23 protein-coding genes and 4 pseudogenes are annotated in these 19,418 nt (G+C 68.3%); 11 read left to right on the plus strand and 16 right to left on the minus strand.

What is annotated here, in order from left to right; all coding sequences use genetic code 11:
* Positions 1–63: 63 nt before the first annotated feature.
* On the minus strand, positions 64–507 hold the full coding sequence (locus WT16_RS35120; RefSeq protein ID WP_231892103.1) for a hypothetical protein: 444 nt from the start codon (positions 505–507) through the stop codon (positions 64–66).
* Here WT16_RS35120 and WT16_RS23170 point away from each other — a divergent pair.
* On the plus strand, positions 506–1,264 hold the full coding sequence (locus WT16_RS23170) for a DUF4397 domain-containing protein (protein WP_015603252.1): 759 nt from the start codon (positions 506–508) through the stop codon (positions 1,262–1,264). The genes WT16_RS35120 and WT16_RS23170 overlap by 2 nt on opposite strands.
* 45 nt (positions 1,265–1,309) lie before the next feature.
* On the opposite strand, the gene WT16_RS23175 is transcribed toward WT16_RS23170, so the two are convergent.
* From WT16_RS23175 to WT16_RS23200, 6 genes are all read right to left on the minus strand, one after another.
* Positions 1,310–1,867 carry a DUF3005 domain-containing protein gene (locus WT16_RS23175; RefSeq protein ID WP_063534945.1) on the minus strand — a complete coding sequence of 186 codons (558 nt, stop codon included), beginning with the start codon at positions 1,865–1,867 and terminating at the stop codon, positions 1,310–1,312.
* Positions 1,868–2,081: 214 nt separating this feature from the next.
* Positions 2,082–2,981 carry a MipA/OmpV family protein gene (locus WT16_RS23180; protein WP_063534309.1) on the minus strand — a complete coding sequence of 300 codons (900 nt, stop codon included), beginning with the start codon at positions 2,979–2,981 and terminating at the stop codon, positions 2,082–2,084.
* A 202-nt stretch (positions 2,982–3,183) separates the two neighbouring features.
* Entirely contained in the window at positions 3,184–3,450 is a 267-nt protein-coding gene (locus tag WT16_RS23185) for a hypothetical protein (protein ID WP_063534310.1), read from the minus strand.
* A 55-nt stretch (positions 3,451–3,505) separates the two neighbouring features.
* Positions 3,506–3,817, minus strand: coding sequence for a hypothetical protein (locus WT16_RS23190; protein WP_006028243.1), 312 nt, complete (start codon positions 3,815–3,817; stop codon positions 3,506–3,508).
* A gap of 180 nt (positions 3,818–3,997) precedes the next feature.
* Positions 3,998–4,189: a hypothetical protein gene (locus WT16_RS23195; protein WP_006028244.1), complete on the minus strand. Its 192-nt coding sequence runs from the start codon at positions 4,187–4,189 to the stop codon at positions 3,998–4,000.
* A 226-nt stretch (positions 4,190–4,415) separates the two neighbouring features.
* Positions 4,416–4,715, minus strand: a complete 300-nt coding sequence (locus WT16_RS23200) for a hypothetical protein (RefSeq protein ID WP_063534311.1) — start codon at positions 4,713–4,715, stop codon at positions 4,416–4,418.
* A 294-nt stretch (positions 4,716–5,009) separates the two neighbouring features.
* Between WT16_RS23200 and WT16_RS23205 the strand changes: the two genes are divergently transcribed.
* Both WT16_RS23205 and WT16_RS35445 read left to right on the plus strand, forming a co-directional pair.
* Positions 5,010–5,258 (plus strand): hypothetical protein, encoded by a 249-nt coding sequence (locus tag WT16_RS23205; RefSeq protein WP_063534312.1) that lies wholly within the window; start codon positions 5,010–5,012, stop codon positions 5,256–5,258.
* Positions 5,259–5,454: 196 nt separating this feature from the next.
* Complete coding sequence (locus tag WT16_RS35445) at positions 5,455–5,583, plus strand: hypothetical protein (protein ID WP_015603476.1); 129 nt, start codon at positions 5,455–5,457, stop codon at positions 5,581–5,583.
* A 125-nt stretch (positions 5,584–5,708) separates the two neighbouring features.
* Here the strand turns inward: WT16_RS35445 and WT16_RS23210 are convergent.
* Positions 5,709–6,146 (minus strand): annotated as a pseudogene (locus tag WT16_RS23210) (hypothetical protein); the annotation flags it as partial.
* 75 nt (positions 6,147–6,221) lie between these two features.
* Between WT16_RS23210 and WT16_RS23215 the strand changes: the two are divergent.
* Positions 6,222–6,653: a CBS domain-containing protein gene (locus tag WT16_RS23215; RefSeq protein WP_059934469.1), complete on the plus strand. Its 432-nt coding sequence runs from the start codon at positions 6,222–6,224 to the stop codon at positions 6,651–6,653.
* Between the two features lie 149 nt (positions 6,654–6,802).
* A complete protein-coding gene (locus tag WT16_RS23220) occupies positions 6,803–7,300 on the plus strand; it encodes a PRC-barrel domain-containing protein (RefSeq protein WP_006028249.1) in 498 nt (165 codons plus the stop codon).
* Between the two features lie 195 nt (positions 7,301–7,495).
* Here WT16_RS23220 and WT16_RS23225 read toward each other — a convergent pair whose 3' ends face one another.
* Positions 7,496–7,945 carry a response regulator gene (locus WT16_RS23225; RefSeq protein WP_063534313.1) on the minus strand — a complete coding sequence of 150 codons (450 nt, stop codon included), beginning with the start codon at positions 7,943–7,945 and terminating at the stop codon, positions 7,496–7,498.
* Positions 7,946–8,053: 108 nt separating this feature from the next.
* Here WT16_RS23225 and WT16_RS23230 point away from each other — a divergent pair, with 108 nt between their 5' ends.
* Entirely contained in the window at positions 8,054–8,401 is a 348-nt protein-coding gene (locus tag WT16_RS23230; protein WP_063534314.1) for a hypothetical protein, read from the plus strand.
* Between the two features lie 105 nt (positions 8,402–8,506).
* Here WT16_RS23230 and WT16_RS23235 read toward each other — a convergent pair whose 3' ends face one another.
* Together WT16_RS23235 and WT16_RS35690 are read right to left on the minus strand one after the other, a co-directional pair.
* Positions 8,507–9,061, minus strand: a complete 555-nt coding sequence (locus WT16_RS23235) for a hypothetical protein (RefSeq protein ID WP_063534315.1) — start codon at positions 9,059–9,061, stop codon at positions 8,507–8,509.
* Between the two features lie 99 nt (positions 9,062–9,160).
* Positions 9,161–9,509 (minus strand): annotated as a pseudogene (locus WT16_RS35690) (BON domain-containing protein).
* Positions 9,510–9,661: 152 nt separating this feature from the next.
* On the opposite strand from WT16_RS35690, the pseudogene WT16_RS35130 reads away from it, so the two are divergent.
* Positions 9,662–9,883 (plus strand): annotated as a pseudogene (locus WT16_RS35130) (hypothetical protein); the annotation flags it as partial.
* A gap of 288 nt (positions 9,884–10,171) precedes the next feature.
* Here the strand turns inward: WT16_RS35130 and WT16_RS32500 are convergent.
* The 3 genes from WT16_RS32500 to WT16_RS23250 all read right to left on the minus strand — a co-directional run bounded on the left by WT16_RS32500 (position 10,172) and on the right by WT16_RS23250 (position 12,599).
* On the minus strand, positions 10,172–10,810 hold the full coding sequence (locus WT16_RS32500) for a class I SAM-dependent methyltransferase (protein WP_082874976.1): 639 nt from the start codon (positions 10,808–10,810) through the stop codon (positions 10,172–10,174).
* 138 nt (positions 10,811–10,948) lie between these two features.
* Positions 10,949–11,392 (minus strand): SRPBCC domain-containing protein, encoded by a 444-nt coding sequence (locus tag WT16_RS23245; RefSeq protein ID WP_059934541.1) that lies wholly within the window; start codon positions 11,390–11,392, stop codon positions 10,949–10,951.
* Positions 11,393–11,714: 322 nt separating this feature from the next.
* Positions 11,715–12,599, minus strand: a complete 885-nt coding sequence (locus tag WT16_RS23250; RefSeq protein ID WP_063534316.1) for a LysR family transcriptional regulator — start codon at positions 12,597–12,599, stop codon at positions 11,715–11,717.
* A 130-nt stretch (positions 12,600–12,729) separates the two neighbouring features.
* Here WT16_RS23250 and argC point away from each other — a divergent pair, with 130 nt between their 5' ends.
* On the plus strand, positions 12,730–13,722 hold the full coding sequence (argC, locus tag WT16_RS23255) for an N-acetyl-gamma-glutamyl-phosphate reductase (RefSeq protein WP_063534317.1): 993 nt from the start codon (positions 12,730–12,732) through the stop codon (positions 13,720–13,722).
* Here the strand turns inward: argC and WT16_RS23260 are convergent.
* Positions 13,653–15,950: an ATP-binding protein gene (locus tag WT16_RS23260; protein ID WP_063534318.1), complete on the minus strand. Its 2,298-nt coding sequence runs from the start codon at positions 15,948–15,950 to the stop codon at positions 13,653–13,655. The two genes, argC and WT16_RS23260, sit on opposite strands and share 70 nt — an antisense overlap.
* Before the next feature lie 134 nt (positions 15,951–16,084).
* Here WT16_RS23260 and WT16_RS23265 point away from each other — a divergent pair, with 134 nt between their 5' ends.
* Both WT16_RS23265 and WT16_RS23270 read left to right on the plus strand, forming a co-directional pair.
* On the plus strand, positions 16,085–16,357 hold the full coding sequence (locus WT16_RS23265) for a hypothetical protein (protein WP_059934479.1): 273 nt from the start codon (positions 16,085–16,087) through the stop codon (positions 16,355–16,357).
* Positions 16,358–16,434: 77 nt separating this feature from the next.
* Positions 16,435–16,632: pseudogene (locus WT16_RS23270) on the plus strand (glycosyltransferase family 2 protein); the annotation flags it as partial.
* A 39-nt stretch (positions 16,633–16,671) separates the two neighbouring features.
* On the opposite strand, the gene WT16_RS23275 reads toward WT16_RS23270, so the two are convergent.
* Positions 16,672–18,042 (minus strand): sigma-54 dependent transcriptional regulator, encoded by a 1,371-nt coding sequence (locus WT16_RS23275; RefSeq protein ID WP_063534946.1) that lies wholly within the window; start codon positions 18,040–18,042, stop codon positions 16,672–16,674.
* Between the two features lie 353 nt (positions 18,043–18,395).
* Here WT16_RS23275 and WT16_RS23280 point away from each other — a divergent pair, with 353 nt between their 5' ends.
* Positions 18,396–19,364: a sigma-54 dependent transcriptional regulator gene (locus WT16_RS23280; RefSeq protein WP_063534320.1), complete on the plus strand. Its 969-nt coding sequence runs from the start codon at positions 18,396–18,398 to the stop codon at positions 19,362–19,364.
* Positions 19,365–19,418 lie beyond the last annotated feature (54 nt).

The following is a 19,418-nucleotide window of genomic DNA, read 5'->3' on the forward strand; positions in this document are numbered from 1 at the left end:
GCGTTGTGCGAACGGGTTTTCGCCACGGGCATGCGGCCGCGCGGACGCGCCGGCCGGCGCTTTTTACAAACGCGTGCGCAAGTTTTGGACCGCGGCGCGCGCGGCCGCGATCCGGGCCGCGATCCGGGCCGCGATCCGGGCCGTATTCGGGTCGCAGCCGGATTGCATGGGGACCGCATCGGGGCCGCGATCGATGCGGTCGGCTTCGCCGCATGCCGGCGATTGCCGCGTCGATGCCAACGCGTCCGCGTAGATATTGCCTTTCGCCGCAAAAATTCCATGCATTCGCGCCGCCGCGTGCGCCGCCGCATCGACGGGCATGGGCGTTGCTGTCTGCGGGCACCCCGTCGCGCGAGGCGCGGGCACGGCGACCGAGCCTGTTTTCGCCGAACCCATCGACACGTCAACTTCACCCACGGCGGCGGCGCGACGCGCCAGCAATACCCGCACCGGACGCTGCGAAACGCGCCGCGCCGTGTCGGCCGACCGATACAGAGAGGGAGTCATGAAACCGATTCGAACCGTTGCGGCGCTGATCTCGGCCGTCGCGCTCGTCGCCGCGTGCGGCGGCGACGATACGGGCACCGAGCTCGGCATCTCGAATCCGCAGGCGCGCTTCATCAACGCCGTTCCCGCCGGCCCCAACCTCGACTATTTCCTGAATGCGCAGGCCAATGCGACCAACATCGCGTACAAGGGCGTCACGCGCTACCGCTCGGTCGGCAGCGGATCGCAGACCGCAAGCTACAACGTGACCGGCACGAGCGTGACGATCGCGTCGCATACGTTCAATGCGGCGAACGGCCACCATTACACGACGATCGCGATTCCGAGCACGTCCACGCCGATCTCGGTGATCGACGATCCGTTCGCGAAGGGCCTGCTGTCCGATCAGGCGCGCGTGCGCAGCTTCAATGCATCGCCGAATGCGCCGAACGTCGACATCTACGTCGTGCCGCCGGGCACGAACATCGCCGCGCAAAGCCCGACGCTCGCGGGCGCCGCGTATCAGAACGCCGTGCCGGCGTCGGGGCAGGACTCGATCTATCTGTCGGGCGGCACGTACCAGGTGATCGTCACGCTGCCGGGCACGAAGACGCCGATCCTCACGACGCCGCCCGTCAGCATCGCGAACAACGCGGACTGGCTGCTGCTGACGATCCCGGCGGGCGGCGTCGCGGACGTCACGCCGAACGACATCCACGTGCTCGTCGCGCAGGGCAACGACGCGGATACGGCGGCGCAGGAGCTGGGTCCGCAATAGTAGAGCGGTAGAGCGCCGCGCGATGCCGCCGTGACGCCGTGACGCTCAGGTCGAACGCTCGAAGCTGAACTTGTGCTCGGTGCGCGCGCCCAGCGTGTGCTCGACGTCGACGGTGCCTCGATAGACGACACGCCAGCCTTCGCGCGGCTTAACCTCCGGCTGGCAGCCGTGCGGGCGGCTCTCGATGCCGGCGAGCCCGTCGTCGGGCGTATCGACGGCCTCGTCGAGCGACGCGTTCGAGTAGATCACGTTGTCGTGCCACTCGGACGCCCCCGTGCGCGCCTCGAGGCCCTTGCCGTCGACGTCGACGGTGTTGTCGGTCGCGGCCATGTTCGCGTTGTCGAGCGTGACGATGCGGCTCGCCGCGCGCCGGACCGGATCGCCATCGCCGCTCGTGTACTTGTCGATGTCGATCGCGGGCAGGCCGGTCGGCGTCTTGCCCGCGATCGCCTCGGCGGTCAGCTTGCGCTCGTTCGTGCGGGGCTCCTTCTCCTGCGTCGCCGCGTCGGGCATGTCGCGACCGGCGGCCGGCGTCTTCACGAAGCGCTTCGCCGCGATTTCGCGCTGTTTCCGCAGGGTGGGATTCGATTCCGTGTGCTGCATGCGCACCTCCTTGCGAACGAAAATGCGAACGCCGCGCGCGACGGCGCGGCCGGATTCGTTCGGCACGCAAGAAAGGCTCCCGCTGCCGATCGGCCGCGATCGGCGACGATCGGCGGGCCGGAACGCCGCGAGATTCGAGCCCCGGCTCCGGACTTGAAGCTTCAAGCTTCACGGCCCAGGCTCGACGCGTCGAACCCCAAGCGCGCCCCCGCCGCTAGAACTGGTAATTGATCGACACGTCGACGACCGCGTTCGTCGAACGCTGCGTGAGCGGGCTGCGCGCGGCGCTGCCGACGAGTTGCTCGAGCGCGCCGTCGGCCGTCACGAACCAGTGCTTCGTGACGAACCACACGAGCGTCACGCCGCCGCCGAACGACTTCACGCCCGCGCTCGGCTCGTAGCGAGGATGCCCGGAACGCACGGCCTGCGCATCGTTCACGCCGAACCAGCTATTCATGTAGCGCGAATCGGCGAACGTGACGGTCGGCCCCGCGAACCAGTAGAACGTTTCCGAGCTGCCGGGCAGCGGCATGTACGCGGCGAGATCGGCCACCCAGCCGTTCGCGCCGCCGACGCTGCGCCGCACGTCCGCGCGCAGCACGAGCGGGAACGCGCGCGAGATCACGTAATCGGCCGACAGCTTGATCACCGCCGCCGGATTGATGTTGCCGATGCCCGTCAGATGGCCGCGGTCGTCGGCCTCGCGGCGGCCGAGGTCGTAGCCCGCCGAGAGCGTCGCGCGCCAGTTCGGCCCGCGCAGCACGTTGACGCCGATTCCCTCGCCCGTCGACACGAACCACAGGTCGCGATAGCGAACGTCGAACGTCGGCCCGGCCATCGGCCGGTACTGGTTCGAGCCGTCGTAGCGCGGCTGCAGCGTCGCGGCCGCGCCGACCGCGATCTGCCATGTCTGCGGGTTCGGATTGAAGAGCTTGTCGAGCGGCACGCCGGCCGAATACTGCCACTCGGCGAGCGGCGACGGCGTCTGCGCGTGCACGGCAACGGCCGCCGCCGCGCACGCCGCGCAGACGATGCCGCGCGCGGCGCGCCGGCGCGCCGCCACGCCGCTCGGAGCGGCGGCTCCCCGGATCGAAACGGCTCGTGCGTCGCTCATGTGCTGTCCTCTTTGTTCGCGTTGTAGTCGGTACCGCGCGCTTTCGCACGAAAGCCGCGCGTGGCAGGCGCGGCGAATGGCGAGCGGCGTCGCCGGCGCTCGGCGACGCGATGTCACCGTCCCGGTCCGCTGCCGCGCCATCCAGTGTGCGCGCATGCGGCCCGCCGCGCGAGCCCCTGCGCGCCATGCACGGCGGGCGGCATCAATAATTGCTGCCCGGCGCGGGCGTCGCGCTGTTGCTGCCGCCCGGGGCCATCGGCGGCGCGCCGCTGGAGCCGGGGTTGCCGTAGCGTGCGCCGTCGGTCGGCGTGACGGCGGTCGGTGGCTGATTGACGCCGTCCGTGATCGTGCCGCCGGCGTTGCCGGCGCGCGGCGATCCGCCGCCGTTCGGGCCGTTCTGCGAGCACGCCGCCACGAGCGCCACTGCGGCGGCACTCGCCAGTTTCGTCGAAATCTTGCGGATCGTCATGGAAACTCCATCGAGCAAACGGCGCGGGCCGTCGTGCGCGGCGCACGCCCGCCGCTCAGAATCGGTTGATGTGGAAATCGCCCGCATAGGCGGTCGGACTGCGCCGCGCCATCATCTCGGCGAACTCGTCGGCGAGCCGCCGCAGCGCGAGGCGTTTCTGCCCGATATCCCACTGCCCGAACGCGGCGAACGCGTCTTCGTCGAACGTCACCGTCACGGCGGCCGGATGGCCGTCCGCCTGAAAGCCGATGTGCAGCACGTCAGCCGGGTGTTCTTCGATGTGAAAAGGCATCGAGCGGGTTTCGAAATAGCGGCCCAGCGTCTCGGCGATTTCCCGCTTGTCGCCGGGCTCGACTCGGATCGTCATCGTTTCCTCCGGTGGGCGGCCAGCCGCCGCGAACGCCGTCGTCATGCCCGCCGTCGCTGTGAGAAGGGCCGTCGCGAAGCGGCCGTCATGGAGCGGGCATCTCGGAGCGGCCCTCGCGAAGCAGCCATCGCCAAGACGGCTCGCGCCTATCCGGCGACAGATGAACACGGCTGCGGCGACTCAGCGGCCACGGCGGCCGCGCGACGCAAACCATGCGTGAACCGGGGGATCGGGCGGCGGATCGCCCTCCGGGTGACGGTATGGCTCAGGCGGCTCGACCGGATTGTCGCCATCTTCGCCGGGATCGGGCGGCACGTATTCCGGATCGGGGATCGGCGGATACGGCCGATGAAACAGCACGTCTGGTTGCATAACGGATCATCGAATGGTTGCATCAGGGAATCGGTGCGGCGACGATGCCGGTTTCGATTCCCGCAAGCGTCGTGCCCGTCACGCCCACCGCGCCCGTCGGCGCGCTTGCGCGTGGCGCATGTCGCATGTCATACGTCCATACGCATGCGCGGCGCGCCGCCGCCCAGCCGGTATCGGTTACACCGGCCGCTTGTAAATCCTGCAAGCCGCCGCGCGCCTGCCGCGCTCACGCCTCGAACGCGGCCATCACGAGCCACATCCGACGATCGTCGTCGCGAATCGGCGCGGCGAGCGCGAAGCGGTCGCGCGGCGCGCACGAGCGGATCAGCGCGCGGCGCGCCTGGTCCGGGCTGTCGAACTCCTCGTCGCCCAGGCGGCGCACGCTGTCCTTGCCCTCGAACATGCGGCGCTCAGGCCGATAGACGAGCGGCTCGCGCTTCCAATCTCCAAAGCGGTTCAAGACCGATTCGAAACTGCCGCCGCATACGCTGGATTCGTAATGGACCGTCGACTTCGGCATTTCCATCTGGTCACCTCCCGGTCGCCCGGGCGCCGCGCATCGAGACGCGTCGTCGGCGACGCGCCGCGTCCGGAACGGGTTCGATTACGCGCATCGCGCAGGCCGCGCGGCCTGCGCGACGGCCGACGGCCGGCCGGGCCGGCATCGATGCCGCCGCGCATGAGCACGAGCGTCGGCGAACGGCGCTGCCGCGACATGCGGCGCTTTGCGCGACGCGGCAACTCGCGTGCCCGCGCGCGACTGCCGGGAACGGTCCTTGCTGACGATAGGGACAAAGACAGACCTTGCCGGAGAACCGAGATGACCCAGCACAGCCAGCGGCAACACGCGCGGCGCGCGCCGAATTCGCCGCCGATGAAGGACAAGGACGAGATCCGCACGCACCGGTCAGAGGACCTGATCGACAAGGCGCTCGAAGACACCTTCCCGGCGAGCGACCCGCCCGCGACGGACGGCGTCACGCGCGTCGATTCCTCGAAGCCCGCGCGCGGCGGCAAGCCGCATCGGCCGGCGCGCGACGCGCACCGGCGCGGCGGCGCGAAGCATTGACGCATGCGGGCGGCTGCCGTCAGCGCGGCTGCCCGTGCAGGTTTTACGACGGCCCGCGGCCACGATGCGCGGTTGGGCAGGATACGCGCACGCGTGCCTACGCGTGTCCGGTGTCTGTCGTTTCGCAGCGATTTTCAATGGAGGAACGTCGGGCGGCGGACGCACCGCCGCCGGATCGTCAATCAAGGAGCATCAAATGAGCAGGGCCAGGCGCATGTGGAGGGAAGTCGAAGGCGCGGTCGAAGTCACCGCACTGGCAGCGATCGAATGCGCGCTGCTGATCGCCATTCTGGTCGCACTGGGGTTTCCGCACTCGGCCATCTAGCCGACCTTCGGCGGCCGTTTCCACCCATTTCCGCCCGGATCGCATTCGGTGCCGCGCCGGTCGGCGAGAGCCGGATGGTCCCGCAGCTCGGCGGGCACCGTGTGCTCGTCGTCCCATCCCCATCAGTACGTCCCGCGCGAGCCCGTGAACGGCACGCCGACCATGCTCGCGACCATCGCGTCGTGGCGCATCGTGAAATCGATGACCTCGGTTCGCGCGCGCCCGTCGGCGTCGGTGTGACGCGCCTCGATCCAGCAGTGATAGCGCGCGAGCTGCGACAGATGCTTGGCGGCGCGGCGCCGTTCGCGCGTCGAGCCCAGCACGAACAGCTTGCCGTCGCCGAAATCCAGCACTTCGCCGCCCGCGACGGGCCGGTATCGCGCGCCGGTCGGCATGCTCAGCACGCGCGCGCCGACGATCGCGTAATCGGCGCAGCGCATGTAGCCGTTCTTCGTCGTCGCCTCGGACACGCTTCGATGCACGACTGCGTCGATGACGGAATGCAGCGCCGCGTGGATCGGCGCGGCGAGGATCGGAGGGCTCGTTTCGGATTCGTGTTGCATCGAGGCTGGGCGCATTCGCGCCGGCGGCACGCCCCTTGCTGCATTCATCGCGCATCTCACGACAAAGGAGGTCCCATGCATCGCATCAACGAAATCATGTCGCGCGACGTCGTCCAGGTCGCCCCGTCCGATTCGATCCGGCATGCGGCGGAGCTGATGGCGCGTTTCGACATCGGTGCGCTGCCCGTCTGTCAGAACAGCCGGCTCATCGGCATGATCACCGATCGCGATCTCGCCGTGCGCGCGGTCTCGGCCGGCAAGGCGCCCGACACGAAAGTGCACGAGATCGCGTCCGGGCCGATCGAATGGTGCTTCGACGACGATCAGGTCGACGACGTCCAGAAATACATGGCGGACGCGCAGGTGCGGCGGATGCCGGTCGTCGATCACGACAAGCGCCTCGTCGGCATGCTGTCGATCGGCGACATCGCGACGCGCACCGACGGCGCATCGCGCGACGAAGTCGCGAACACGCTCGAACGCGTGTCGCAGCCGCGCCGCTCCTGAACGGAATGCGGCGCGGCCAGCGCGCACGGCCGCGGCGGCGGGCCGCACGCCCGCGGCGCGACCGTATCCGGACCGGCACGGCAGCATCGGCCGGTCGCGCGGCGCTGCCGGGCGACGCCCGGCCGCCGCTCAATCGAAGGAGGTCGACGATGAACACCCCTCAGCAACGCACCACGCGAAGCATCGGCAAGGGCCGCGACACCGCAGCGGGCCCGGGCCCCGACGTGATGGCGACGAGCACGCTCGACGGCGACAAGGTCTACACGACGGACGGCGACGACGTCGGCAAGATCAAGGAGATCATGCTCGACGTGCGCACCGGCCGGGTCGCCTATGCGGTGTTGTCGAGCGGCGGCCTGCTCGGCATCGGCGACAAGCTGCTCGCGATTCCGTGGAGCGCGCTCACGCTCGACACCGACCGCAAATGTTTCCACGTGGCGGTGTCGTCCGAGCGCGTCAGGAACGCGCCCGGATTCGACAAGAGCCATTGGCCGGCGATGGCCGATCCGAACTGGGCCGCGTCGCTGCATCAGTACTACGGCAGCGCGCCGTACTGGAGCGACGCCGACGAGGACGCGCTCGGCATCGACGCGCCGCCCCCCGAGGCGTCGCCCGACCGGCCCGAGCGCGGCGACGGCCGGCACTAGGCACCAGGCCGGCGCGCGCTCCGGCCCGCACGCGCGCCACGCTGCTCTGTGAACACGTCCGGGAACCTGGGGTTCGACCGCAGAGCAGTCCTTCGAGCGCCTCGCGGCGCTCTTTTTTGCGTTTGCGCGACGCCCGCGCGCGTCGCGCTTTTTTACAAAACGCGCTGTAACGAAAGCGTCAGCCGGCCTGCCCGCTCAACCGTCGCGCGCGCCGGCGCTCGCCGCTTCGAGAAAACGCAGCAGGCGGTGCGGCGTCAACGGCTTCGCGCAGAACGCGTCGAATCCCGCGTCGCGTGCACGCGCGAGGTCGTGCCGCGCCGAGTACGCGCTGCACGCGACGAGCAGCATGTGCGCGGTCGTGCGCTCGCGCCGCAGCCGCCGCGCGATCTCGAGCCCGTCGAGGCCCGGCATCGCGATGTCCAGCACGATCGCGAACGGCTGCCAGTCGCCCGCCGTGCCGCAGACTTCGAACGGATCGTCGACGACGCGGCACTCGAAGCCGCGCGCATCGAGCAGCAGCCGCAGCGCCTGCGCCGCGTCGCGGTAATCGTCGACCACGAGCACGCGCCGATGGCCGGCCCGCGCGCCGTCGAGCGGACGCCATAGCACGACGTCTTCGCCCGGCTCCATGCGTTCGTTCGTCATCGAAACCTCCTTCGTCCGGATATCGTCATCCCGCGCGGCAGCAACGGACGGACCCGATGCGGGCACGGCGCTTGCGGCGTCAGTCCATCGCTTTCGCGGAGACGGTTCATGGCCCTCAAAACGTGCGCGAGCGTGGCGTGCGTGCTCGCGCTGCTGCTGCCGGCGCTTGCCGACGCGCGCGCGGACGCCGACGCAGACGCGAGCGACGCGGCCCGCGCGATCGCGGCGCTCGTCAGCGGGGCCGCGCCGGCGCAGCGCGCGGACTTCGACGACGATGCGCTGACGGGGCTCGGCGTCGCGAGCCTGCGCGTGCTCGCCTATACCGCCGAGGACGAAGTGCGGCGCACGTTCGGCGTCGATCTCGCGCAATGGCTCGACACCGCATGGGCGACGCTGCTCGGCTATGCGGGCGACGAGCATGCGCGCGTGGCCCGGCGCCGCCGGGCGCCGGCGTGAGCGGAGCGCGGCGCGTGCTCGAGAGAGCCGCGCTGCGGGAAATCGACGCGCGCCGGTACTGGCTCGGGCGCGAGCTCGACGCGTTCGGGCGACGCACGGGCTGCGCTATCGCGGCGGCACGTCGGGCCGCGCCGGATCGAAGTCGGCCCATTCGCCGTCGCGCCACTCGCCGTCGACGCGCTCGACGTTCGCCGCGCCGCTCGCGCGCAGCACCGCCTCGACCGCGCCCGCCGTCTCGCCCGTCACGTGCGCGGCGAGCATCACGCCGGTATCGCTTTGCCTGAGCGTGCCGAGCCCCTCGATCTGGCGGCCCTGCCTCCGGCGCAGCGCGCCGCCGAGCGCGCCGATGTAGCAGCCGACGAGCGCGGAGGCCAGCCATGCGACCCGGTAGCGCCAGCCGAGCACGTGGACGACGAAACCCACGACGAGCCCGACGATCGCACCGAGCGCCGCGCCATAGGCGGCGCCCGGGCCGCTGCCCGGCCGCGCAGCGGAATCCGCGTAGACGTCGCCGCCGATCGGAAACTTCGCGTGCTGCCCGCTCGGATTCAGAAAGAACATCGATACGTCGTCCGGCCCGAAATCGCGCGCATACAGATGCCGCGCGCCCGCCTCCGCCTGCTCGAACGTCGTGAACCGGCCCGCCACGATCATCGCCATACGAGACCCATGCCGCCCGTCGCGCCGATGATCACGGCCGCCTGCTCGCCGATCGGCGTCAGCGTGCATTGCATGACTGCCTCCCTGCCAAACGGCCGGTTATTTCGGCCGCACCGTCAGCCTGTCGCGCACGTTCTTCACGCCGTCCACCTGCTTCGTCACGTCGACGGCGAGCGTGCGCTGCCGCTCGTCGGGCACCGTGCCCGCGAGCTGGACCGCGCCGCGCCGCGTCGTCACGTGAATGTCGCCGGACGACAGATCGTTCGTCGCGAGCAGCGCGGCCTTCACCTTCGTCGCGATCGCCCGCGGCGTCGGCCTGCGGCAGCGCGAGGCATGCGGCCGCGAGCGCGATCAGACCGGCCGTGGCGAAGCGGCCGAAGCGATTCGCGGCATGATGGGGCGAACGCGGTTGCGTGTATCGCGGTACGTGGAATTGCATGTCGTTCATCGTCAGCCCCTGTTGTCGAATCGGCGCGGCGGCCGGGTGCCTCACGGTGCCGCAAGCGGTGTGCCACTGTCTGCGGAACGCGCCCGACATGGGCTCGCGCGCGACGCGCGAGCCGCCGTGCTTTTCGGCAAGCCGTTATAACTTTTGCGGCCGTGTTCGTGCGCCTTTGCGCGCAACGCAAATGGGCATGCGCGTTGCGTTCGTTGCGTTCCCATCCGGCAAAGGTCACATTCGCGCCTGCGGTCACGGGAGCCATCGCCATGCAGAAAATCGCGCTGGGCAGTGAGCCCGCATCGCCGTTGCGCGTCATCGGCGGCGTCGACGCGGGCGGGCAGGACATCCCTGTCGCGAACGTCGCGAAGCGGCTCGCACGAGAGCGCATCGCACTGCGCGCGCGTGGCCGCGTGCGGCGGGCCGGACGTCAGCGCGTAGCGGAGCGATTGCGCGGAGGCGCGGGGCGGCCGGTGCTCGGTGGCCGACGATCGGCGGCCGACACTCGGCGGTCGGCGGTCGGCGATCTGCGACAGTCGCCGTCCGTTGCCGCCCATTGCCCGCGGTCGACTACCGCTGATTCTTGGTTCTTCGTGGATTTCCGTGGATGGCGCTTACCGACCCAAAGCCGACATTCGTCACTCCTGGTAGCGGTAACTCGTGCGGGGAGTTTAAGCTTCCCGGTAGCCCCGCGCACCGTCCTTGACGAAAGCAAGGCGACTCCACGTCACGCCCATACGCCGATTTCCTCGCTGAGAAGATTCGGTCTGAACGTTCATTACAGTTCGCAGGCCACGAGCATTCGCGAGTTGCATCGTCTCCGCCGCCGAAACATCGAACATCCGTCGGCCTTCCGGAACGGGGCCGTGACGCAAGGATATGATCAGTATGGCACCATCGCAAAGAAGAGCGCTGACATTCGGCATCGCACGGCGACGTTCGTGCTCGTCAAGGTGCATCCAAACAGCGGATAGCATTACAAAGTGGAATTCTTTTCGTCTCGAACGCAGTATCGCGAGATCCGGAAGGCTATCGTCCAGCCATTCAATCCGGGGAGACGGATGCTGCCTGATTCCTGCAACTCGCAACGCGTCCACCGGTTCGATGGCTACGACCGAATGCCCCATCGTCACAAACGCAGCAGCGTCGGTTCCGATACCGGCTCCGACGTCGAGAACGCAGGACGGTGCTATCGGAACGAGATGCATGATGGGCGCATGATGCTCGGCAAACGAAATGTCTTGCCATTGCTCGATGAGCAATGGCGAATTCTCCGCGTAGCCCTCCGTGCCGCTGACATTAATGGACACCTGCGCCCTCCATGTGTCGGTGTTTCGGGAAGTTTGCCAGATTGTCGTCAATTCAGCGCCAGTGACCCCAATGTCCGGAACTGGCCGGCCAGCAACTAATGCTGCGGATTCCGTTGGCATCGCACGAGAAGCAGGCGCTCACGGCGTTTGCGATTCTGCACGCTGCTTGAGCGCAGCATTCATCGCCTGGAAATTTCTCCGAGTCTCCCCGATTACGTCTTTCGTCAAGCGGCCAACAAGCAATCCAGAGAAAGACTCCGTTTGCTCAAGATGGGTGCCGCCGGCTACGGCGGTTAGGCGAATGCAATGCGTACCGTCGAAGACGCCGCGAATCCATAGACTGCCACGCCAGCAAAGCTCTTGTTCCGGACGGACGAGCAGGACCGTCGGCTTGAACACCATCGAATCGGGCTCAGTGCCTAGCACAATTCGGATTGTTTCTCCTTCCCTGAAATCGCCGTCAACCCGAGTAATGAAGGGATTCCACTCAGGATACGCGGCGCTGTTCGATACGATTTTCCAGACATCGGTGGGCGGTCGATCGATAAGAACGTCGGCACGCGCGCTGCCATCTTGGTGCATGAAAAAAATGCTCCCAATTACGCCGACAACACTGACGACGATGCCCTTCAGCAGTAGTCTCCGTAAGCCCATATTCGCCCGATGGTTCGTTGTAGTTGTCTCATTGCAGCCTCGAACTGGCCGATTGTGGACGATCTTGACACCTGTGTCGAATGTCCGAATATGGCCGCCTCCGGCCGGTTGTCACCCCAGCGGTTCGCGACCGGCTCGAATCGACCCAATTCGGTCAATCAAATTTCTACAAACCGGCCATTCGTTCGTCGTGGCGTGCAACAAGGCTACTGTTTCAGCGAAAGTGAACCTAAGCGGCAAATGGCAACACCTACGCCAATCGCAAATTCCACAACACATCAAGTACGTGTTGCGTGGAACGCTCAACGTGCCCCGCACGATGTGCAATACCGAGCCGTCGCCACAACGCTGGGCGCAGCGGACGCATGACAATGCGCCTGTCGGGTAATGGCGTAGCGGCCTCATAGGGCAACAGCGCTGCGCCGTAACCTGCCGCTACCAGACTCTTGATCGCGTCGTTGTAGTTGAGCTGAATGCGCGGCGCAGGATGGTGCCCTCCGGTCGCGAACCACTCCGCAGCCAGACGCGAGAGACGCGTGGTCGCGTCATTGAGAATGAGAGGTTGGGCGGCGAGCCATTCAGGGGTAACGCGGGCCGGACACCGCCAATGCGCCGGCACAAAGGCCATCACAGGGTCGCGGCGCCAAGGCTTTATCACGAGTCCCGCCACCGGGGGCTGAGGCAGCGCGACCAGCCCGACATCCAGCGTTCCATCCACCAGCCGGGACAGGGTTTCTTGCGAAGTAAGCACTGCAATCTGAATGTCGATGGCGGGATGGTGCTCGCGCAGGACCTCGAGCGCTTGCGGCAGCAGGTGCGCGATCACGCCCGTGGACGCGCCGAGACGCGCACGCCCTTCGAGCCCCTCCACTTGACGTTGAATATCGTCTAACGCCTGCTCCGCGTCGGCCAGCAGTCGGCGCGCGCGCTCCACCAGCACCTCGCCTATGGACGTCGGCCCCACCTGTCCGCGCTTGCGTAACAGGAGTGGAGCCCCAATGCGGTCTTCGAGTTCGGCGATGTGGAGGCTGACCGTTGGCGGCGCCAGGTGCAACGCACGCGCCGCATCGGCAAATGAACCACGGTCGGTAACGGCGACCAGAGTGCGCAAGCGGTCCAGGCTGATCTCTCGCATGACGGCGTCCAGATTCAGAAAAACTGAATGTTTGCGTTATGAAATTCAACTTTCGCTATTCTAGCCGTCCGCGCAACATAGGAGGCTCTTTTTACCTGTTACCACCCACAGTCAGCGGAGTCATCCACGTATGAGCTCTCCCGTAGTTTTCATCGACGGCGACCAAGGCACCACCGGGCTGCAAATCCACGACCGGCTGCGCAACCGGACCGACATCAGACTGTTCACACTTGCCGCTGCGGAGCGCAAAGATTCGCGGCGTCGCGCGGAAGCCATCAACGCCTGCGACATCGCCATCCTCTGTTTGCCGGATGCCGCCGCGCGCGAGGCAGTGGGCGCCATTGTCAATCCTGCCGTCCGAGTTATCGACGCAAGCTCCGCCCACCGCACGCAGCCGGACTGGACTTACGGTTTTCCGGAAATGGCGCCGGGGCAGGCTGAGCAAATTGCGAACGCATGTCGGGTCACCAATCCTGGTTGCTATCCGACCGGCGCGGTTGGCCTGCTGCGTCCGTTGGTGCAGGCCGGGCTCATACCGGACAATTACCCGATCAGCATTCATGCGGTATCCGGCTACTCCGGACGCGGGCGTGTCGGCGTGGAGGAACATGAGGGGCCGGGAGCCGCCAACGCGCCTTCATACCAGGTCTATGGCCTGGAACTCGCGCACAAGCACGCGCCGGAGATCCAGCAGCACGCCTGGCTTGCGCAGCGTCCCATTTTCGTCCCCGCGTATGGAGCGTTCCGCCAGGGCATCGTGCTGACGGTGCCGCTGGCGTTGCGGCTGCTGGCGCCCGGCGTGGATGGCGCCACGTTGCACGCATGCCTCGCACGCCACTATGCCGAGGTAACTCACGTACGAGTCTTGCCGCTGCACGAATCGAGCGCCTTGAAACACCTGGACCCGCAAGTGCTGAACGGTACGAACGACATGCACTTGAGCGTATTTCATGACGTGGAGCACGGGCACGTCCTGCTGTCCGCGGTTTTCGATAATCTTGGCAAAGGCGCCTCCGGAGCTGCGGTTCAGAACCTGAACCTCATGCTCACGCGTCAACCGCTCCCCGTCGCGCGCAGGATCGCGCGCGCGAGCGTCTGCAGGTCGACCGGCTTGCACAGATAGCCGTCGAAGCCCGCCGCGAGCACGCGCCGCTCGTCCTCGCGCCCCGCATGCGCGGTGACGGCGAGCACCGGCGCGTCGTTCGCCGCGTGCGCGTGCGCATTCGCGTGGCGCAGCGCGTCGAGCAGCCAGAAGCCGTCGCCGTCCGGCATCGCGAGATCGGACAGCACGACGGTCGGCCGCAGCGCGTCCGCCTTCGCGATCGCCTCGCGCCCCGACGACGCGACGATCACCTCCGCGCCGAGCGTCTTCAGCGCGGCGGCCAGGCTCGCGCGCGACGTCGCGTCGTCGTCGACGAGCAGGACCCGCTGCGCGTCGAGCGTCATCCGCGCGCCGCGCTCCATTTGCACCGCCCATGCGAGCGCGCCGATCGGCTGCCAGCCGGCGGGCAGCGTGACCGCGAACGTCGTGCCGCGGTTCTTGCCGGCGCTCGCGGCGCCAACCTTGCCGCCGTGCAGCTCCACGATGTGCCGCACGATCGACAGCCCGAGGCCGAGCCCGCGCCGCGACGACGCGGGCGCGCCTTCCGCGCGCCGGAACGCCTCGAACACATGCGGCAGGAACTCGGGCGAGATGCCCTGGCCCGTATCGGCAACCGTCAGCTTCGCCTGCGAGCCGGTGCGCTCGAGCGACACCGTCACGCGGCCGCCGCGCGGCGTGAACTTGAAGGCGTTCGACAGCAGGTTCGACAGCATCTGCCGCAAGCGCTCGCCGTCGCCGGACACGATGCACGTGTCGAGCGCGCATTCGACCGCCAGCTCGATCCCGTCGGCCTGCGCGGCCGTGCCGAGCGCGCCCGTCACGTCGTTGACGATCCGCACGAGATCGACCGGCATCGCGTCGAGCCGCAGCTTGCCCGTCGCGAGCGACGATGCGTCGAGGATGTCGCCGACCATCCGCGCGAGCGACCGCGCGCTGCGGTCGATCGCGTCGATCGCCTGCTGCTGCAGCGCGCCGTCGACCGGATTGCGCAGCACCTCGATCCAGCCATAGATCACGTTCAGCGGCGTGCGCAGCTCGTGCGACACGGTCGCGAGCAGTTCGTCCTTCAGCCGGTTCGACGTATCGGCCTGCCGGCGCGCATCGCGCGCGCCGCGCAGCGAGCGATGCGCGCGCCGCTCGCGCCGGCGCTGCCCGCCCGTGTCGCGCAGTGTCAGCGACAGCGCGACGCATGCGTCGCGCTCGTCGAGCACGGGCGACGCCGACAGCGTCGCGCGCAGCCGCGAGCCGTCCTGCCGCATGCACAGCACGTCGACGTTCTCGATCGGCTCGCGCACGCCGGGCACCGATGCGGGCAGCGGATGACGGCGCAGCCAGCGCGGCGCGATCAGCATCGCGACGTCGCGGCCGAGCGCCGCCTGCTCGTCGTAGCCGAACATCCGGCGCGCGGCCGGGTTCCAGCTCGTGATGCGGCGGTTCGCGCCGACGCCGACGATCGCATCGGGCGACGCCTCGACGAGCCGCCGCAGCATCTGGCTCGCAGCCACGCGCTCGCGATCGACGCTCACGTCGCGCACGATCAGCACCGCGCCTGTCATGCCGCCCGCCGCATCGACGAGCGGCGACGCGACTTCCGCGATCGGCACGCGCTGGCCGTCGTGCGGCATGAGCCAGTGCCCGTCGACGGTCGCGCTCGCGCCGCTCCTCAGCACGCGGTCGAGCGCGGTCGCGCGCACGCGCGCTCCGTGCCCGTCGCACGCGCGGAACACGCCGCGAAACGGCAGGCCGCGCACGGCCGTCGCATCGCAGCCGATCAGCGTGGCCGCGGCCGGATTCATGTACGTGATCACCCCGCGCCGGTCGCTGACGACGACGCCCTGCGTCAGCGATTGCAGCAGCGCCTCGTAGTACCGGCGCGCGAGCGCCTCGCGGCGGCGCAGCGCCTCGTTCATGCGGCGCGAGCCCTTGAGCGCCGCGACGATCGCGCAGATCGCGCAATTGACGATCACGAACGTCGCGAGCTGCACGATGCGCGCCGACAACGGCCCCGGATACGCGAGCGTGTCGGACAGAAACATCACCCAGATCAGCACGGCGCTCGCGGCGGTCGCACCGATTCCGCCCGCGAGCGACGTCGCCCACACGGCGGCCGCGATGAAAGGGAAATACAGCGCGAGCGGCATGTCGGCGCCGCCGGCGCGCACGAGCGCCGCCTGCAGCAGCGTCGCGATCGCGATGAAGCCCGCGACTGTCACGTAATTTCTTGCGTGTCTCCGTACAAATCCCGCCATTACGTCCTCTCCTGCCCGCGCATGCGCGCGCGGCCCGCCCGCGATGCCCGGCGCCAGCCGACGGCACGGAATTTGCGGGCCCGGGCGGACAAGCCGCGCATCCACGCGCGCCGCATCGAGGAGGCTCGCGGACCATGACATCGACACACCGCCGGCTCGTCATCTCGCCGCCGCATCTCGACGGCGGCGTGTTCGGCTGCGACCGGTCGCTCGCGCCGGCGGCGCTCGCGTGCGCCGTCGAGCGGCCCGCCGCGCCGATCGCCGGCGCACGAGCGAGTCCGCCGGCCCAAGCCGAAACGATGCGTGCGTATGCGAGCCAGGTCGCCCTCTTCGCCGCTCATGCGCTCGTCGACCTCCATGCTCCCGAAACCTGCCGGCGGCTCCAATGCGAGACCATGTCTGCGTAACGCCCGCGCGCGTCGTCGTGCCGACGCGCGAGCCGCGCATCACCGCGATCGTGCTCACGCACCGCCGCGAGCACGAGCTCGCGCGCACGCTGCGCCTCGCGCCGCGCGTCTGGCGCGAAGCGGGTGGCCTGCGCGGCTGGTGGCGCACGCTCGCCGGCCTGCCGTGGACGCTGCGCGAACGCCGGCCGATTCCGATGCGCGTCGACGCGATGCGGCGCGTCGTCGAGGCCATCGAGCGCATCGCGCGCCGGCAGGCGCGGCGACAGCAACGGTAGCGGCGTCGGCATCGCGTGCGGTGTACGGCGCGCGCATCGTCATCGCTTCGCCTTGTCGTCCTCCTCTTCTTCGCGTTGCGCGAGCCGGTTGTAGATCGTCTTCAGGCTGATGTCGAGCACGTCGGCCGCGTGCGTCTTCACGCCGCCGCACTGCGCGAGCGTGCCGAGGATGATCCGTCTGTCGACTTCCTCGAGCGTCGTGCCGAACGGCACCGTCACCGAATCGCCCCCGCCGCCCGGCTCGCTCGCCACTTCGTCCATGATCGGCGGCGGCAGCGTGTCGATCACGTCGCCGTCGTTGAAAATGCACGCGCGCTGCACGAAGTTGCGCAGCTCGCGCACGTTGCCCGGCCAGTCGTATTCGGCGAGCGCGGCGAGCGCGGACGGCGAGAAGCGCATCTTGCGCCCGCTCTCTTCGCCGAGCTGCCGCAGGAACGCCTCGGCGAGCATCGGAATGTCGTCGCCGCGCGCGCGCAGCGGCGGCAGCGTGATCGGAAACACGTTGATCCGGTGATACAGGTCCGGGCGCAGCTTGCCGTCCGCCATCGCCGCTTCCGTGTCGAGGTTCGTCGCGGCGACGATCCGCACGTCGACATCGATCTCGCGCGCGGAGCCGAGCCGCGTGAGCCGCCCCGTCTCGAGCACGCGCAACAGCTTCACCTGCGACTCGATGGGCATCTCGGTGATCTCGTCGAGGAACAGCGTGCCGCCGTCCGCGCGCTCGAAGAAGCCCTTGTGCTGACGGTCCGCGCCGGTGAAGCTGCCGCGGTCGTGGCCGAACATCTCGCTCTCGACGAGATTCGCCGCGATCGCGCCGCAGTTGACCGCGAGAAACGGCCCCTTGCGGCGCAGGCTCAGATCGTGGATCGTCTGCGCAGCAAGCTCCTTGCCGGTGCCCGATTCGCCCATCAGCAGCACGGACGCCTCGGTGCCGGCGACGCGGCCGATCGCGTCGTACATCACCTGCATCACGGGCGAGCTGCCGAGCAGCCTGCCGAAGCGGCCGAGCCGCTGCAGCTCGGAGCGCAGCGCGGCGATCTCCTCGTGCAGCACGCCGGTGCGCGGCACGCGCGCGAAGATGCTGTTCAGCCGCTGCACGTTGATCGGCTTCACCAGATAATCGGTCGCCCCGCGCCGCAATGCGTCGATCGCGGTCTCGAGGCTCGCGTGCCCCGTCGTCAACACCATCTCGACATGCGCGCCCTTCGGCAGCTCGTCGAACAGATCCATGCCGTTGCCGTCCGGCAGGACGAGATCGCACAGCACGAGATCCGGCGTGTGCGCCGCGATCAGCGCGCGCGCTTCCTCCAGCGTCGCCGCGGTGTCACAGGCAAGTTGCTGGGTGTGGGCGAGCGCGGACAGCATGTCGCGTGTGTCCGCATCGTCCTCGACGATGAGAATGCAGGGCATTCGTGCTCCTTCATTCGTTGCGCGCCGACACAAGCAACGAACGAGCCCGCATGCCGGCGCATATCCGATCAGGCAGCCGAACGATGCCGGCCGATGTGCGATGCGATCGACGATTCGATCGCGGCGACGAAGCGCGTTGCTCATTACAGTATAGAAAACGCGCCCGCGGCAAAACCTGTTATCGGATATTTCTATCCGGTCCCATCGTCAGCATGGAAATTTCAATTCATTGTTGAAAAATAGTCGCTAGGCTTCTTCTGTGTAAAAAATGCATGCGCCGGGCGCATCCGGCACCGTTCGACCGGAGCGAGCCCGCGCGGCCCCTCGGGGATATCCCACTCAGCGAGAGGTTCATGTCGCAACCCAGCAGTGACGGCAGATGGCTGCAAGGCAATTCGTGTCTGATCCAGGCGCTGTTGCACAAGGTCGAGAAAGTGGCCGGGACTCGCGCGAGCGTGTTGATCGTCGGTGAAAGCGGGGTCGGCAAGGATATCGTCGCGAGACTCCTGCATGACATGAGCCCGCGCCGCCACGGTCCGTTCGTTCCGGTCAATTGCGGCGCGATCCCGCGCGACATCGCCGAATCGCAGTTGTTCGGCCATGAGAAAGGCAGCTTCACCGGCGCGGCCGCGCAGCACATCGGCTTCTTCGAGGCCGCGCGCGGCGGCACCATCTTTCTCGACGAAGTGGCCGAAATGTCGCGCGATCTGCAGGTGAAGCTGCTGCGCGCGCTCGAATCGAACAGCATCACGCGCGTCGGCGGCAGCGAGCCGATCGCGCTCGACGTGCGCGTCGTCGCGGCGACCCATCACGATCCCGCCGAAGCGGTGCAGGAAGGACGCTTTCGCGAAGACCTGTTCTACCGCCTCGCGGTGTTCGCGCTGCGCGTGCCGGCGCTCAGGCATCGCGAGGACGACATCGAAGGCATCGCGCAGGAACTCGTCGACACGCTCAACGCCCGGCACCGCACGCGCAAGCGGCTGTCGGGGCAGGCGCTGAAGACGCTGCGCACCTATTCGTGGCCCGGCAACGTGCGCGAGCTGCGCAACGCGATCGAGCGCGCGTACATCCTCTCCGACGAGCAGATCGAGCAGTTGCCCCTGCGGCGGATCGCGCCGCGCGACGACGTGCGCAAGCACGCGATGACGCTGCCGCTCGGCATGACGCTCGCGCATTCGCAGCAGCGCTTCATCGCCGCGTCGCTCAAGTACTTCGACGGCGACAAGCCGCGCACCGCGAAGGCGCTCGGCATCAGCCTGAAGACGCTGTACAACCGGCTCGCGCTGATGCGCGAGCACGATGGAGAAACCGCGCAGCAATGAATGCGCCGGACGCGCTGCGCGCCTGTCGCGCAGCGATCGCGCGGCGAGACGCGC

Source organism: Burkholderia sp. MSMB1589WGS (assembly GCF_001636105.1).
In the GTDB taxonomy this organism is placed as follows: Bacteria; Pseudomonadota; Gammaproteobacteria; order Burkholderiales; family Burkholderiaceae; genus Burkholderia; species Burkholderia humptydooensis.

Bases quoted from the DNA above. Each gene is read 5' to 3' on its own strand.
- WT16_RS23195 (WP_006028244.1), bottom strand. From the start codon at position 4,189: ATGCAACCAGACGTGCTGTTTCATCGGCCGTATCCGCCGATCCCCGAT.
- WT16_RS23235 (WP_063534315.1), bottom strand. From the start codon at position 9,061: ATGGCGATGATCGTGGCGGGCCGGTTCACGACGTTCGAGCAGGCGGAG.
- WT16_RS23190 (WP_006028243.1), bottom strand. From the start codon at position 3,817: ATGACGATCCGAGTCGAGCCCGGCGACAAGCGGGAAATCGCCGAGACG.
- WT16_RS23280 (WP_063534320.1), top strand. From the start codon at position 18,396: ATGTCGCAACCCAGCAGTGACGGCAGATGGCTGCAAGGCAATTCGTGT.
- WT16_RS35120 (WP_231892103.1), bottom strand. From the start codon at position 507: ATGACTCCCTCTCTGTATCGGTCGGCCGACACGGCGCGGCGCGTTTCG.
- WT16_RS23260 (WP_063534318.1), bottom strand. From the start codon at position 15,950: ATGGCGGGATTTGTACGGAGACACGCAAGAAATTACGTGACAGTCGCG.
- WT16_RS23275 (WP_063534946.1), bottom strand. From the start codon at position 18,042: ATGCCCTGCATTCTCATCGTCGAGGACGATGCGGACACACGCGACATG.
- argC (WP_063534317.1), top strand. From the start codon at position 12,730: ATGAGCTCTCCCGTAGTTTTCATCGACGGCGACCAAGGCACCACCGGG.
- WT16_RS23265 (WP_059934479.1), top strand. From the start codon at position 16,085: ATGACATCGACACACCGCCGGCTCGTCATCTCGCCGCCGCATCTCGAC.
- WT16_RS23215 (WP_059934469.1), top strand. From the start codon at position 6,222: ATGCATCGCATCAACGAAATCATGTCGCGCGACGTCGTCCAGGTCGCC.
- WT16_RS35445 (WP_015603476.1), top strand. From the start codon at position 5,455: ATGAGCAGGGCCAGGCGCATGTGGAGGGAAGTCGAAGGCGCGGTCGAA.
- WT16_RS23170 (WP_015603252.1), top strand. From the start codon at position 506: ATGAAACCGATTCGAACCGTTGCGGCGCTGATCTCGGCCGTCGCGCTC.
- WT16_RS23200 (WP_063534311.1), bottom strand. From the start codon at position 4,715: ATGGAAATGCCGAAGTCGACGGTCCATTACGAATCCAGCGTATGCGGC.
- WT16_RS23250 (WP_063534316.1), bottom strand. From the start codon at position 12,599: ATGCGAGAGATCAGCCTGGACCGCTTGCGCACTCTGGTCGCCGTTACC.
- WT16_RS23220 (WP_006028249.1), top strand. From the start codon at position 6,803: ATGAACACCCCTCAGCAACGCACCACGCGAAGCATCGGCAAGGGCCGC.
- WT16_RS23225 (WP_063534313.1), bottom strand. From the start codon at position 7,945: ATGACGAACGAACGCATGGAGCCGGGCGAAGACGTCGTGCTATGGCGT.
- WT16_RS23205 (WP_063534312.1), top strand. From the start codon at position 5,010: ATGACCCAGCACAGCCAGCGGCAACACGCGCGGCGCGCGCCGAATTCG.
- WT16_RS23175 (WP_063534945.1), bottom strand. From the start codon at position 1,867: ATGCAGCACACGGAATCGAATCCCACCCTGCGGAAACAGCGCGAAATC.
- WT16_RS23185 (WP_063534310.1), bottom strand. From the start codon at position 3,450: ATGACGATCCGCAAGATTTCGACGAAACTGGCGAGTGCCGCCGCAGTG.
- WT16_RS23245 (WP_059934541.1), bottom strand. From the start codon at position 11,392: ATGCACCAAGATGGCAGCGCGCGTGCCGACGTTCTTATCGATCGACCG.
- WT16_RS23230 (WP_063534314.1), top strand. From the start codon at position 8,054: ATGGCCCTCAAAACGTGCGCGAGCGTGGCGTGCGTGCTCGCGCTGCTG.
- WT16_RS23180 (WP_063534309.1), bottom strand. From the start codon at position 2,981: ATGAGCGACGCACGAGCCGTTTCGATCCGGGGAGCCGCCGCTCCGAGC.